The organism is Bacillus sp. 5B6, from assembly GCF_000259405.1.
GTDB lineage: Bacteria > Bacillota > Bacilli > Bacillales > Bacillaceae > Bacillus > Bacillus velezensis.
The window spans coordinates 3,503,307-3,517,274 of sequence record NZ_AJST01000001.1; the positions used below are offsets into that span (position 1 = coordinate 3,503,307).

11 protein-coding genes and 1 riboswitch are annotated in these 13,968 nt (G+C 47.4%); of the genes, 2 read left to right on the forward strand and 9 right to left on the reverse strand.

Annotation, left to right across the window (positions count from 1 at the left end; all coding sequences use genetic code 11):
• Window positions 1-50: 50 nt before the first annotated feature.
• Genes cydC through MY7_RS16865 form a run of 4 tightly spaced genes read right to left on the reverse strand, consistent with a single transcriptional unit; the run spans window position 51 to window position 5,887 of the window.
• Window positions 51-1,781 (reverse strand): thiol reductant ABC exporter subunit CydC, encoded by a 1,731-nt coding sequence (gene cydC, locus MY7_RS16850; protein ID WP_007614690.1) that lies wholly within the window; start codon window positions 1,779-1,781, stop codon window positions 51-53.
• Entirely contained in the window at window positions 1,778-3,481 is a 1,704-nt protein-coding gene (cydD, locus tag MY7_RS16855; protein WP_007614692.1) for a thiol reductant ABC exporter subunit CydD, read from the reverse strand. The genes cydC and cydD overlap by 4 nt, the downstream gene beginning before the upstream one ends.
• Window positions 3,481-4,497, reverse strand: a complete 1,017-nt coding sequence (cydB, locus tag MY7_RS16860) for a cytochrome d ubiquinol oxidase subunit II (RefSeq protein WP_007614694.1) — start codon at window positions 4,495-4,497, stop codon at window positions 3,481-3,483. The genes cydD and cydB overlap by 1 nt, the downstream gene beginning before the upstream one ends.
• Window positions 4,481-5,887, reverse strand: a complete 1,407-nt coding sequence (locus tag MY7_RS16865; protein WP_007614697.1) for a cytochrome ubiquinol oxidase subunit I — start codon at window positions 5,885-5,887, stop codon at window positions 4,481-4,483. Before MY7_RS16865 ends, cydB begins: the two co-directional genes overlap by 17 nt.
• 502 nt (window positions 5,888-6,389) lie before the next feature.
• Between MY7_RS16865 and MY7_RS16870 the strand changes: the two genes are divergently transcribed.
• Window positions 6,390-7,733 (forward strand): 2-hydroxycarboxylate transporter family protein, encoded by a 1,344-nt coding sequence (locus MY7_RS16870; protein ID WP_029325757.1) that lies wholly within the window; start codon window positions 6,390-6,392, stop codon window positions 7,731-7,733.
• A 34-nt stretch (window positions 7,734-7,767) separates the two neighbouring features.
• Here the strand turns inward: MY7_RS16870 and MY7_RS16875 are convergent, their stop codons facing one another.
• The 4 genes from MY7_RS16875 to MY7_RS16890 all read right to left on the reverse strand — a co-directional run bounded on the left by MY7_RS16875 (window position 7,768) and on the right by MY7_RS16890 (window position 11,823).
• A complete protein-coding gene (locus tag MY7_RS16875; protein WP_007614704.1) occupies window positions 7,768-8,610 on the reverse strand; it encodes a polysaccharide deacetylase family protein in 843 nt (280 codons plus the stop codon).
• A gap of 99 nt (window positions 8,611-8,709) precedes the next feature.
• A complete protein-coding gene (locus MY7_RS16880; RefSeq protein ID WP_029325758.1) occupies window positions 8,710-9,810 on the reverse strand; it encodes an ABC transporter ATP-binding protein in 1,101 nt (366 codons plus the stop codon).
• 116 nt (window positions 9,811-9,926) lie between these two features.
• Window positions 9,927-10,820, reverse strand: a complete 894-nt coding sequence (locus MY7_RS16885; protein WP_007614708.1) for a PucR family transcriptional regulator — start codon at window positions 10,818-10,820, stop codon at window positions 9,927-9,929.
• 166 nt (window positions 10,821-10,986) lie between these two features.
• Complete coding sequence (locus tag MY7_RS16890; RefSeq protein WP_003150818.1) at window positions 10,987-11,823, reverse strand: YitT family protein; 837 nt, start codon at window positions 11,821-11,823, stop codon at window positions 10,987-10,989.
• A 65-nt stretch (window positions 11,824-11,888) separates the two neighbouring features.
• Window positions 11,889-11,990: riboswitch (guanidine-I (ykkC/yxkD leader) on the reverse strand.
• A gap of 347 nt (window positions 11,991-12,337) precedes the next feature.
• On the opposite strand from MY7_RS16890, the gene MY7_RS16895 reads away from it, so the two are divergent.
• Window positions 12,338-12,877 carry a DUF4352 domain-containing protein gene (locus tag MY7_RS16895; protein WP_139325673.1) on the forward strand — a complete coding sequence of 180 codons (540 nt, stop codon included), beginning with the start codon at window positions 12,338-12,340 and terminating at the stop codon, window positions 12,875-12,877.
• 46 nt (window positions 12,878-12,923) lie between these two features.
• Here MY7_RS16895 and galE read toward each other — a convergent pair whose 3' ends face one another.
• Complete coding sequence (galE, locus tag MY7_RS16900; protein ID WP_007614717.1) at window positions 12,924-13,940, reverse strand: UDP-glucose 4-epimerase GalE; 1,017 nt, start codon at window positions 13,938-13,940, stop codon at window positions 12,924-12,926.
• Window positions 13,941-13,968: the final 28 nt, after the last annotated feature.

A 13,968-nucleotide genomic window follows, 5' to 3' on the forward strand; every position in this document is an offset into this window, starting at 1 on the left:
AAGAAGAGATTTTAAACCGCACAAAAAAACAGCCGCTCGTTTGCGGCTGTTTATGTTCTGATCGGAACATCAAGACGGTAAAGCTTCCGGTACCGTTCGTTTTCTGCAAGCAGCTCTTGATGGGTTCCTTCCATTTCTGCTTTTCCATTTTCTAAAAAGACGATTTTATCAGCTGTTTCCACACCCGCTAAATGGTGTGTAATCCAGAGGATCGTTTTCTCTTTAAAGACATCAAAAATCGTATCAAGCAATTCGCGTTCAGTGACCGCATCAAGGCCGACCGTCGGTTCATCAAGGATAATGACCGGCGTGTCTTGGAGCAGAATACGGGCAAGCGCGATCCGCTGCCGTTCCCCGCCTGAGAAACGAATCCCCGTTTCCTGCACAGACGTTTCATATCCGTCAGGCAATGATTCAATATAATCATGCAGCTTCACTTGCCGCGCCGCCCGCTTAACATCTTCATCACTCGCCTTGCCGTTTCCGAGCCGGATATTGTTCATAATGCTCGTGTTAAAGAGATGAGGTTTCTGATTCAAAACGGCCACCGCTGAGGAAATCTGCTCCTGCACGGCCGCAGTTTCCAGCCCGTTCAGCATCACTTTGCCCGAATCGGGAACTAAGGCGCCTTCAATTAAAGCGAGAGAGGTCGACTTACCGGAGCCGCTCCTGCCGAGCAGCGCCATTTTTTCACCTTGGCGGAGAGTGAAGGAAAAACGGTCAAGCACATGACTGTGCTGATCATAAGAAAACGTCACGTTATCAAATGTAAGTGTCACATCCGATACATCCAGTTTCTCATCCGTCTGCTTCACCTCACCACTTCGCAGCTCCGGAGCCGCCTTACTCATTCTTTTGATGGAATCCTGATAAGAAGGCACTTCCGTCAGCGCATCCGAAAGGGGCAGAAACGCCTCCGTCAATGGAAATACGACAAGCACAAAGGCCGCGATCATCGTGTTGGCGATGCTGCCGTCCGCATACTGACCCGCCGTCCAGAACAGCATGATTAATATGAAACCGCCGACGAGGCATTGCGCGGCGAGATCACGCCATCTCGTAAACCGCTGACGTTTGCTTTCAAGGTCAAACCACGCCTTCTCTTTCTCTTCATAAGAGGAAATAAAGGCCGCCTGGCGTCCCGAGAACATCCAGTCGCTCACGCCGAGCACGGCATCTGTCAGCCGGCTGTAGAGCGTATTCCGGCCGCTTTTCAGCCTCATGTTTTTCGCTCTCGTCACAAGAAGCGACACAACCGGAAACAATACAACCAATATAAACAGATAAATCGCCGCAAAAGCGGCAAACGGCCAGGAAAAAAAGCCGAGTCCGATAACGGATGCCGCATACAGCAGCAAAGCGGAAACCGCCGGGAAAATCGTTTTTAAAAACGCATCCTGCAAATGCTCAATATCCTCAGCCAAAATGCCGAGCATGTCGCCCGTCCGAAAACGGGATGAAAGCATGAGCGAGGCCGGCTCCAGCATATTGTAAAGCCGCACCCTCATGTCGGACACGATTTTCAAAATGATATGGTGCCCCGTCAGACGCTCGGCGTACCGTGAGACTGAACGGGCAATCCCGAAGGTGCGCACGGCCACAATCGGAACGTACACCAGCAGGATATTCTCAGGCCTAGTCGCCGACTTAGAGATCAAAAAACCGGAAGTGAACATGAGAAAGGCCGCCGAAAAAATCGTCACCGTGCCTAAAAAAATCACAAGAACAAACAAACGGGCATTTTGCTTTATATACGGCAGAATCCATTCTTCTTTTCTCATGTTCTTTCCCCCAGTTGCGCCTTTACAAGTTTGGCGTATACGCCTTGTTTCGCCATCAATTCGTCGTGGGTGCCGATTTCCGCCACCGCGCCGTCATCAAGCACGATAATTTCGTCCATCTCAAGCATCCAGTGAAGACGATGAGTGGCCAGAAAAACAAGCTTATTTTCAAACAGGTCTTTCATCGTTTCTTTTATTTCATATTCTGTTTCAATATCAAGGTGAGCGGTCGGCTCATCCAAAAGGAGAATCGGCCGGTTTCCTAAAAAGGCTCTGGCCAGCGCGACACGCTGAGCCTGTCCTCCGCTGAGCACCCGTCCGCCCTCGCCGATCCGGCCGTCAAGACCGCCGGGCAGATCACGGATCAGTTCGGAAAGACCCGCCGAAGCAGCGGCCTGCGCCGTTTCCTCACGGGAAGCATCAGGATGATAAAACCGGATATTATTCAAAAGCGTGTCATCAAAAATGTACGGGTGCTGCGGAATATAAAGCAGCTGCTTCTGCCAGCCGTCCGACTGCAGATGCGAGCGGGATTCACCGTTCACCTTGATCTCACCGGACACGGGCTCTAAAAAGCCGCCTAGCACATCAATGAGTGTCGATTTTCCCGCACCGCTTTCCCCGATAATTCCGATTTTCTTCTTCCCTTTAAAGGACAGATGAAATTCAGACATCGATTCTCGGACGGACAAACGCGTAAGCTGTAATTCATCCCCGTCAGTCCACGTATCAAGTTCGAGCGGCTTTTCTTCTTTAAAACCGGGCTGCGCCAAAATCGCTTGAATGGTTTTCCCCGCCTCCTGCCCGTTTAACGTCGCGTGGTAATCATTCCCCACTTCGCGGACCGGGAGAAAATATTCAGGCGCGAGAATCAGCGCGGTCAATGCCGGCCCGAGCAGAATTTGTCCGTCTATCAGCCGCAAGCCGAGAAACACCGCCACTGTCGCCACCGACAGCATCGTAAAGAAATCAAGGGCGAATGATGATAAAAACGCGACCCGGAGCGTGCTCATCGTCGCCTTACGGTATCTCTCACTGACATGAAAGATATTTTTACTGTGTGATTTGCTTAATCCTAAAAACCGCAATGTCTCCAGTCCGCGGAGCGAATCCACGAAATGATTGGAAAGCGTCTGATAGGACTTCCATTGGCGATCGGCTTTTTTCTGCGCGACAAGCCCGAGCAGAATCATAAATATAATCAAAATCGGAAGCGCCAGAATCAAAATCAAAGCCGATGTTTTATCCTGAAAAAACACGTAAATGACAACGGCTGCCGGCACAATCGCCATGCTGACCATTTTCGGCAGAAACAGCTCTAAATAACGACGGAACTGGCTGATGCCTTCCATCGCCAGCGTCACCATCCGGCCTGTCCCCTCTTTTTTCGCAAAGCGGGGGCCGAGACGGAACAATTGCTCAAGAAATCTTTTTCTTAAGTCTGCGCCGGTTTGCGCGGCATATTGGTACACGATTTTCTGCCGGACCGTTGTCACCGCATGCCGGACCAAAAACGCAAGCAGGAAAAAGCCGATAACCGGATAAAGAGAAGCAATCTGCTTCCCGTTAAATAATCCGGTTACCGCCTGGCTCAGCCATTCCGCCTGCAAGATGATGGCGGCCGTTTGTATAATCGTTAATCCCGTAATGATCGCAAGAATCCGCTTCATTCCTTTATAAAGAAACAGGTCTTTTCCCATTAATAAGTCATAGGCTCCTTATGGCTGACGCGTTTCCGGAAGACATAATAGCTCCAGATCTGACTGCCGATGACAAACGGCAGCAGAGTCAGTGCGACAATTGTCATGACCTTAAGTGAATAATCACCGGAAGACGCGTTAGCTACTGTTAAGTCATACGCGCTTGTCAGCGAGCTGACCATGACGCGCGGGAACAGAGAGATAAAAATCATTGCAACTGTCAAAGCAAGACCCGCGCCGGTCATACCGAATGCCCAGCCGTCTTTTTTCTTGCTCATGAACACAACGGCAAGAACGTTGCAGATGACAATCAGCACGAATACCGGAATCGTGATGTTTGCCCGGCGTGTAAACATATCCGTATCGTATGCAGACATCGCAAAGAAAGCAAGTACAACAAGAAAGATAACACCGATTACGCGTTTTGCCATTTTTCTCGCACGCTCTTGTAAATCACCGATCGTGCGCAGGGTGATAAACATTAAACCATGCAGGAATGAAAGAAGGGTGACGGCTGCTCCGCCAAGAACGGAATACACGTTCACAATATCTGAAAAACCTGCGTGAATGTTCATATGTCCGTCAATCGGCACACCGCGGAACAAGCTTGTGAAAATAAGTCCGAATACAAATGGCGGGATAAGGCTGCCGAAGAAAATCACCCAGTCCCATGTTTTGACCCATTTCAGATTATTCACTTGGCCGCGGAATTCAAATGCCACGCCGCGCCCCATCAAGGCAAGAAGAATGATGATAAACGGAATGTAATATCCGCTCAGCATCGTCGCATACCAGTTCGGGAATGCCGCGAAGATCGCTCCCGTACCTGTGATAAGCCACACCTCATTCGCATCCCAGAACGGGCCGATGGTGTTAACCAGCACTCTGCGTTCTAATTCATTATGGCCAAGAAATCGGGTCGAAATGCCGACACCGAAATCAAAACCCTCTAAAAAGAAAAATCCGACAAACAAAACTGAAACGAGTATAAACCAAAGATCATGAAGTGACCCCATGGTAGACCTCCTGACTGAACGGATCCGTTGATACAGGAACATCCTTATGATCATCATGGTCCGCACCTTTTTTAATTTCACGAACGAATAGGAAAACAAGCAGCGCGCCTAAAATCAAGTACATGACGCCGAAGCTGATAATTGAAAACAGCAGAGATCCCGTCGTTACGTTAGGAGAAACGGATTGTGCGGTCGTCAATTGCCCCATGACCGTCCACGGCTGGCGGCCGATTTCAGTCATAATCCAACCGGCAGAGTTCGCAATGAATGGGAATGCGATCAGTGCGATCATGCCCCGTAAATACCACTTGCTCGTATGAAGCTTTTTGCGGCGGTTCAGAATAAAACCGGCAATCGCGGCAAAAATCATAAGCGCGCCCGCTCCCGCCATAATGCGGAAACTCCAGAACGTCGTTTTAACAGGCGGGATATAGTCGCCTTTTCCGTACGTTTTTTCGTATTCTTTTTGAAGTGTTTTCATCCCTTTCACACTGCCGCTGAACTTCTGGTAAGCCAAGTAGCTGAGTGCGTAAGGAATTGAAATTTCTGATGTGTTTTTTTCTTTATTCGTATCAATATTCGCAAAAGCCGTCCACGCGGCAGGATCACCGCTGTCATCCCAAAGCGCTTCACTGGCAGCCATTTTCATCGGCTGCGATTCCATTAAATGCTCGGCCTGCATATGTCCGCTGAACGCAACGCCGATACCGGCGATCAGACCGACAATCATCGAAAGCTTGAAAGATTTATGGAAGAAAGGCACTTCTTTTTTCTTCAATAATTTAAATGCGCTGACACCGGCGATAAAGAAAGCACCCGTCGCAAGCGCTCCGAAAATGACGTGAGGGAATTCAACCCAAAGCTGAGGGTTTGTCAGAAGCGCCCCGAAATCATTCATTTCCGCGCGGCCGTTTTTAATCGCAAAGCCGACCGGCTCCTGCATGAATGAGTTTGCCGTCAAAATCCAGAAAGATGACATAATCGTTCCGAAGGACACAAGCCAAATGCAAAGCAAATGCACTTTTTTAGATAAACGGTCCCAGCCGAAAATCCATAATCCGATAAAAATAGACTCCATAAAAAACGCCAAAAGCGCTTCAACCGCAAGCGGAGCTCCAAATACGTCTCCGACAAAACGGGAATAATCAGACCAGTTCAATCCGAACTGGAATTCCTGAAGAATCCCTGTGACAACGCCGACAGCGAAGTTAATTAAAAAGAGATGCCCCCAAAATTTAGCCATTTTGAGATAGGTCTCTTGTTTTTTGACAACATAAAGCGTCTCCATCAAAGCAACCATAAACACAAGCCCGATAGACAAAGGCACAAACAAGAAGTGAAACAATGTTGTAGATGCAAATTGAATGCGGGCTAATACCAACTCACTCATGATGTTTTTCCTCCAATCTGGTAAATTGCTCAACATTTCACAAACATGGCGAAATCATTGCTCGGTATTTCACAAAAAATGATATATTTGCTCAATGTTTCACAAATTCGTCAAAACTATTGAAATATCAGCCTGTACACCCTGGGGGACAGCGGCTGTCATAGAAATGATTCAATATCATTACTTTACAACGATTCAGCCTAAAAAAAAAGATCAATATACCTAAAATAAGGCTGAAATTGTGACCGATTATTGTCGGATTTGTAGAGATTTTATGTCAGCACCTAGGATATTTGTCCCTTTGATATCGTACCTCTTTTTTATTCGTGTGGCGAACAAAATGCTTTTCTCGGTGAAAAAGCCCGCCAAATCGCCATTTTGAGAAAGAAAATGTGAAGAAAGCATGTCCTCTAGTAAATTCATAATATATGAACAATTTAAATTTTTTAGTATACTTTAAATGGGGATATTTTTTCACTACATAACGACTGGGGGAACAAGCATGGGAGAACTTCAACCAAAATTGCAAACGGATTCAATCCAAAAACAGGAACGGACTGATAACTGGTTTGCCAGAGCAATGAATATAAGAATCGGCATTATTCCTCTTCCTATCTATATCCTGCTTTTCTTGCTTATTACGGTGTTTGTCATGAGCCGTGATGTAAAAAGCGACATTCTGACATCAATTGCCGTCATGAGTTTTTTCGGATTTACCTTCGGCCAGATCGGAAAATCCATTCCGATCGTGCGGTCCATCGGCGGCCCTGCGATTCTCGCAACCTTTATTCCATCCGCTGTCGTCTACTACCACCTGCTTCCGAAAGACATTATTACTTCAACAACAAAATTCACGGAAAGCTCCAACTTTCTCTATCTATTTATTGCCGGTATCGTCGTCGGCAGTATTCTCGGGATGAAAAGAGAGACGCTCGTCAAAGCTTTCGTCAAGATTTTTATTCCGCTGATCGCCGGCTCGATCGCGGCCGCCATCGTCGGCTTATGCGTCGGGACGCTGCTCGGGCTCGGCTTTCAGCACACGCTGCTTTATATTGTCGTTCCGATTATGGCGGGGGGTGTCGGTGAAGGCGCGATTCCTTTATCCATCGGCTACTCCGATATTATGCCGATGTCCCAGGGAGACGCCTTTGCGCTTGTGCTGCCGTCCATCATGCTCGGCAGCCTGTGCGCCATTATGTTATCGGGCTTGCTGAATGTCATCGGGAAACGCAAACCGGAATGGACGGGCAACGGGAAGGTTGATAAGTCTGATCATTCCGCTCCCGCATTGGAACAGCCGGCCAATGATAAAACGTTTGATTTGTCCTTTTTCGCTTCGGGCGGTATTTTAGCGGTTTCCCTCTATTTGGTCGGCATGCTGGCGCATGATTTCTTTCAGCTTCCGGCTCCTGTCGTGATGCTCGTCCTTGCCGTTCTCATTAAGCTGTTCAGGCTGGCGCCGGCTTCGATTGAAAACGGAGCCTTCGGCGTCTCGCGCTTTTTCTCGACAGCCGTGACCTATCCGCTCTTATTTGCGATCGGCGTTTCAATGACACCGTGGGACAAGCTGATTGCGGCGTTTACGATCAGCAACATCATTACCATTTTATCAATCGTCGTCACGATGATGGCCGTCGGTTTTCTGACCGGAAAATGGATGAATCTGTACCCGATTGAGACGGCGATTATTAATGCCTGCCATTCCGGCCAGGGCGGCACCGGCGACGTCGCGATCTTGAGCGCCGCTGAACGGCTTGAGCTTATGCCGTTCGCCCAAGTGTCGACCAGAATCGGCGGAGCGATTACCGTGAGTGTCACCCTTCTGCTGCTTCATCAATTCTATTAAACTGAAAAAAGCCTCCGCATATGCGGAGGCTCTGTTATTTCATCACATTTTGAATATAAGAGCCGAATGCCGCGCCGGACATGCCCGGCGACACACGGACGCGGTGAAGCCCGTAAAGCCCCTGATCTCTTGACGCCGCTCCCGGCTCCGTCGTGACCGCCATACGGTAGCCTGACGCGGCGGCGGCTTTTAATGTTTCCTTATTATATCGTCCGACAGGGTAGCTGATCATAGACGTCCGCTGCCCGAACATTTGATCAAATAAACGCTTAGAGTCCCTCATTTCACGTCGCTGCTGCTGCGGTGTGAGCCCGTTCAATTCGAGATGGTTCATCGTATGGCTCTGAATGGAAATGCCGTGGGCGGCCATCTCCTTCATCTGCTTCTCAGTCAGATGATTCTTATGCCCGATAAAGTTTCCGATCATAAAGATTGTCGCTTTCATCTTGTATTTCTTTAAAATGGGATAGCCCGCTTTCACATTGTCGGTATAGCCGTCATCAAATGTGATCAGAACACATTTTTCACGCGGCTCCTTATCCTCCGTCAGCATCAGATAGGCCTCTTCAGGAGTCATCGTATAATAGCCGTGATCATGAAGCCACTTCATATGCTGCCGGAATTCTTCCTTCGGCACGCGCAGGCTGTTTCCCTCAGAAATGCTGTGGTACATCAGAATCGGCAGTCTTGCCGTTCCTTTCGTTTGAACCCAGGCGGACGTATCCGGCTGCTTTTTGATTTCGCGCTTTACAGATTTTTTATCGTGGTGCGCTTCTGCCTTCGGAATGCTTTGTTCGGCGCTTGCCTCATGGCCCGAGCAAGCGGCAAGCGTAAACACGGCAGCCAAAAGGCACATGCACATGATCATGCGTTTCATCGTTTTCCTGCTTTCTGTCTTCTATTTACTTTTTATATCGGTTATGCGTCATAAATTGTTACATCAAAAAAGCCGGACATCCAGCTGTCCGGCTTTGCGTTATGAGCGGATTCTGATTTCTGTTTCACTGTCAAAAAAGTGAGCCTTATTCATGTCGAAAGCGACGGTCAATTCCTCACCGGCACGAATGTCATGGCGGGCGTCAATCCGTGCGATAAAATCCTGATCCCCGATCCGGGAATAAACCATAATTTCTGACCCGAGCAATTCCGCGACATTGATTTTAGCTGTGATGGATGAATTCTTATAGGATTCCACCACAATCAGCTCGTCATGTATGTCTTCCGGGCGGATGCCGAAGATAACATCCTTGCCGGCATACCCTTTTTCCCGTAGCATTTTCATTTTCCCTTCCGGCACGCTGAGAGCGGCCGAACCGATCTGAATGGCGCCGTCCGTCAGCTTTCCTTTGAAAAAGTTCATCGCCGGGGAGCCGATAAACCCGCCGACAAATACGTTTTCCGGATGTTCATACACGTCTTTCGGGGTGCCGATCTGCTGAATTTTTCCGTCCTTCATGACTACGATGCGTGTCGCCATCGTCAATGCTTCTGTTTGGTCGTGCGTCACATAGATTGTGGTAGTTTGCAGCCTTTGATGCAGCTTAATAATTTCTGCCCGCATCTGCACCCGAAGCTTTGCGTCCAGATTTGACAGCGGCTCATCCATTAAGAACACTTTGGCGTCCCTGACAATCGCCCGTCCTAATGCAACCCGCTGCCGCTGCCCGCCGGAGAGCGCTTTCGGTTTGCGGTGCAGATACTCTGTGAGTCCCAGCATTTTTGCCGCTTCTTCGACCCGTTTTTTTATCTCAGGTTTCGGCATCTTCCTCAGCTTCAGACCGAAAGCGATATTATCATAGACCGTCATGTGCGGATATAACGCATAGTTTTGAAACACCATGGCGATATCCCTGTCTTTAGGAGCGATGTCATTCACTCTCGTGTCACCGATATAGAAATCGCCCTTCGTAATGTCTTCCAGCCCGGCAACCATCCGCAATGTTGTCGACTTGCCGCAACCCGACGGACCGACAAACACGATAAACTCTTTATCTTTAATATGAAGGTTAAAATCATCGACAGCCGCTTCTTTTTGATCGTAATACTTATAAATATGCTCCAGCCGAAGTTCCGCCATGTCATCTCTCCTTTTTTGTAACCGCTTTCTTAAATAGGATTGTAACAGCGTCAGACGGCGGCGGATATAGGCAATGTTCATAAAAAAAGTCCGCTGCCTTCGTGCACATTTCCCATTTAATGTGATTTTTCATACTGCAGACAAATGAAATAAGCCAGCAGGGCGCCCCGATATGTCTTAATATCAATACCTGAGCGTTCCGCGAATTTATCAATCCGATATTGAAGACTGTTGCGGTGCAAATGCAGTTTTTTCGATGTGAGCGACATGTTCGAGTTATGTTCAATAAAAGTCTGAATCGTATGCTTCAGCTCCGGTTCTTTCTGAAACAGCAGCGCCGCTTCTTCGTGAAGCAAGGCTGAGAGCTTTTCTCTGCTTTCTTCCATGAGCATGGCCGGAAATACCGTTTCCGCGGTCAGCGTGCTCAGCTGCGGGAGATGACGCCGGCCAATCTGACAATATTGCTGTTCTCTCCGATAATGAAGGCGCAGACGTTCTCCCTTGCAGTAATACCTTCCGACGAAAAAACGGACACTGAAATAAAAATCGCCTTCGAGAATCTTCACAAAAGATGCGATGTCATCTGAATCCGGCGCTTCCAGCTTTTCTTCCTCCACAATCACGCCTTGATCTCTTCCCGTCCGGACAACTGTATATGAAACCGGCCAGAAATGGCGCAGCGCTTCCGTAAATGCCCCCCAGTCCCGTTCTCCCAATAAGTCATAATGGATAAAACGGACACGCGGCTCCTTGACATCAGGCACCGGACCTTCTTCCAGCAGAAACCGCCGCCACCTCTTTGCTGCCGCCGTCTCCGGAAAAAAAACGCCTTTTTCTTCAGCGGGCGTCAAAAATGATTCCAGAAGCAGTTTCTCCTTCGGGGCAATATCCTCCTTCGGAATGGCGACATAGACCCGCCTTTTCTCATCATAAAAGCAAAAGACATCCTCCGCCGTACAGCACGTATCAGACAACACAGCCCTCGGGTAAATTGCCAATAACGGGTTCATATGCGCTCCTTTCTATCGCTCTATCATATTTTCAGTATAAAACGTCCGGCCGATTGTATCCACTTCGTTTTAAGAAACAGCTTTCAGGCTATTTCCCGGGAAACGGATCACAACTGCTTCTGCCGGCATAAGAAAAAAACCCTCCGCGCCGGCAGAGGGATCCTTTTTATTTAGAGATATCGACGAAGCCTTCACCAAAGACATCACGCACATCATGAACAATGACAAACGCTTTTGTATCACAGCTTTTAATAATTTTTTTGAGCATGGAAAGCTCTTGTTTCTGGATGACGATATATAAAATTTCCTTCGACTGCCCCGTGTAATTTCCTTTACCCGACAGCAGCGTAACCCCTCTGTCCATCAGCGTGTTGACCTGTTCAGCGATTTCGTGCTTATGCTCAGATATAATTGTCACCGCTTTTTTCGTATTCAGGCCTTCAATGATAAAGTCCATCACCTTCGTTCCGATGTACAGCATAACAATGGTAAACATCATTTTTTCCGCACCGATGATGAAATAAGAACTGAAGACGACAATCAGATCAAAGAACAAAAGCGCATAGCTGATATTCCAATCGAGATATTTGTTCGCAATTCTCGCCAAAATGGCAGAACCCGCAGTCGTTCCTCCGACTCGAATAATGATCCCGATTCCGACACCGGCAAACACACCCGCAAAAATAGTATTAATAATGAGTTCATGTGAAGGCGAGTGCCAATCATGCGTCAGATGCAGAAACAGTGAGTTGGCAACAACGGTAATGATCGTATAAAGCGTTGTTTTTCCGTCTAAAAATTTATATCCGATAATCAATAAGATCCCGTTCAAAATGATATTCGTCACCCCGGGCGACCATTCAAACACATAGTATAAAATCAGGGTGATTCCCGTTACCCCGCCCTCTCCAAGATCATTCGGAATGGCGAATAAATTAACGGCCAAAGCAAAGATAAAAGCCCCAATAATCAGCATCAGCACATCCAGCAATCTCTTTTTCATCCCAGACACTCCCTTTATATAAAATCAAAAAAGCCCGGGAGAGCACTCTTCATTAAAAGAGCAGAAACTCCCGGGCTTTTATCCCAACGTGTCACAGCAGGAACCTGCTGTGTGTTTTCTCTCGGTCCAGACCAATTCAGCATTGCGGAACCCTAGAAAACCACTGTTTTTTATGTTCAGTTTTTGTATATCTTTCAAGATTATACGGGAAATCACGAACATGTTCAACCACTCTTTTTTTCATTAAACATATAAAAAATTCGAACGATCTGCCGATACTAAAAAAGCTCCTTAAAATACATGACTAAAAAATCATTAAAATACTTTTTTTCTCAAAATATTATTGACTATAGGTTATTTTGCAGGCATTATAGTATGTAGTTTTTAAGAAATAGTTTACATAGGAGGAAATATTATGGCAGGAAACCTGGTGTCTTGTAAGGCATGCGGCAAAGAAATCGCTAAAGGCGTTAAAAAATGCCCAAACTGCGGTAAAGATCAGAGAAACTTTTTTATGAGACATAAAATTATCACATTGCTTCTGGCAGTAGTGGTTATTATCATTCTCGTAAACATCGGCGGCGGAGGCGGATCTTCATCATCTAAAACCGCGTCTTCAAAAGCTGCGGAATCCAAGGAAAAACTGTATAACATCGGTGACACTGTTAAGACTGAGAAAACTGAAGTTACTGTTACCAAAGTGGAAAAAAGAGATTCAGTAGGCTCTCAATTTGTCGAGAAAAAAGCGTCTGACGGCGGCGTTATCGTAGCTGTTCAATACACAGTTAAAAATGTTTCAAGCAAGCCGTTAAGCTCTTTCTCCATTCCAAGAGCGAAATTAGTAGATTCTAAAGGAACATCCTATGATTCAGATATTGATGCTTCTTCAAGCTATGCAACAGAAACAAAAGTAGACAACAGTAAAATTTTAAGTGACTTGAACCCGAACATTAAAGTTACTGACGTAAAAGCTTTTGAAGTTGATAAAAACGCATACTCTAAAGGCACTTGGAAATTAAAGTTCAGCAACGATGTTGAAGTGAAAATTAAATAATGACCGTAATAAAAGAGACCTTCATCATTTGAAGGTCTCTTTCTTTTTACACCTTTTGGTACCCGTTCACATTGGAGGACTGCCACTTCCAAGAGTCGGCGCACATTTCTTCAAGCCCGCGCTTTGCTTCCCAGCCTAATTCAGCCTTCGCTTTTGCCGGGTCTGCGAAGCATGCGGCGATGTCTCCCGGGCGCCGGGCGGCAAAACGGTACGGCACTTCTTTTCCTGATACTTTTTCAAACGCCTTGACCATCTCAAGAACGCTGTAGCCTCTTCCCGTGCCGAGATTATAGGCGTCGGCGCCTGTTGTGTTCAGCACCTTCTCAAGCGCTTTGACGTGGCCCTCGGCAAGGTCAACGACATGGATGTAATCCCGCACACCGGTACCGTCCTTTGTCGGATAATCATTGCCGAACACCTGCAATTGCTCAAGCTTACCGACAGCGACTTGTGCGACATACGGCATTAAATTATTCGGGATGCCGTTCGGGTCTTCTCCGATCCGCCCGCTCGGGTGCGCGCCGAACGGATTAAAGTAGCGGAGCAGCGCAATGCTCCATTCAGAGTCCGCTTTATGCAGATCGCGTAAAATCTGTTCCAGCATCAGCTTTGTCTGCCCGTAAGGATTGGTCGCGCTTAATGGAAAATTCTCAGTGATCGGCGTTGTTTCCGGAACGCCGTAAACCGTCGCTGAAGAACTGAAGACGATCTTTTTCACACCGTGTGCCTGCATGGCTTCACATAAAATAAACGTTCCCGTCAGATTATTATGATAATAACGGAGCGGAACAGCCACAGACTCACCGACAGCTTTTAATCCCGCAAAATGAATGACGGCTTCAATCTCATTTTCAGCAAACACCCGGTGAACGGCGTCACGGTCAAGGAGATCCGCTTCATAAAACACCAGCCCTTTTCCGGTAATATCTTTCACACGCTCCAATGCTTCCGGTGAACTATTTGACAGATTATCCAGAACCACGATGTCATAGCCGCCGTTTAACAGCTCGACACATGTGTGGCTTCCGATATAACCCGCTCCGCCTGTCACTAAAATCGCCATGAAGAAAGCCTCCCCTATTGAATGAATT

Coding starts and splice junctions, on each gene's coding strand:
- galE (WP_007614717.1), bottom strand. CDS start 13,940: ATGGCGATTTTAGTGACAGGCGGAGCGGGTTATATCGGAAGCCACACA.
- cydC (WP_007614690.1), bottom strand. CDS start 1,781: ATGAGAAAAGAAGAATGGATTCTGCCGTATATAAAGCAAAATGCCCGT.
- MY7_RS16895 (WP_139325673.1), top strand. CDS start 12,338: ATGAGACATAAAATTATCACATTGCTTCTGGCAGTAGTGGTTATTATC.
- MY7_RS16875 (WP_007614704.1), bottom strand. CDS start 8,610: ATGAAACGCATGATCATGTGCATGTGCCTTTTGGCTGCCGTGTTTACG.
- MY7_RS16870 (WP_029325757.1), top strand. CDS start 6,390: ATGGGAGAACTTCAACCAAAATTGCAAACGGATTCAATCCAAAAACAG.
- MY7_RS16890 (WP_003150818.1), bottom strand. CDS start 11,823: ATGAAAAAGAGATTGCTGGATGTGCTGATGCTGATTATTGGGGCTTTT.
- cydB (WP_007614694.1), bottom strand. CDS start 4,497: ATGGGGTCACTTCATGATCTTTGGTTTATACTCGTTTCAGTTTTGTTT.
- cydD (WP_007614692.1), bottom strand. CDS start 3,481: ATGGGAAAAGACCTGTTTCTTTATAAAGGAATGAAGCGGATTCTTGCG.
- MY7_RS16885 (WP_007614708.1), bottom strand. CDS start 10,820: ATGAACCCGTTATTGGCAATTTACCCGAGGGCTGTGTTGTCTGATACG.
- MY7_RS16865 (WP_007614697.1), bottom strand. CDS start 5,887: ATGAGTGAGTTGGTATTAGCCCGCATTCAATTTGCATCTACAACATTG.
- MY7_RS16880 (WP_029325758.1), bottom strand. CDS start 9,810: ATGGCGGAACTTCGGCTGGAGCATATTTATAAGTATTACGATCAAAAA.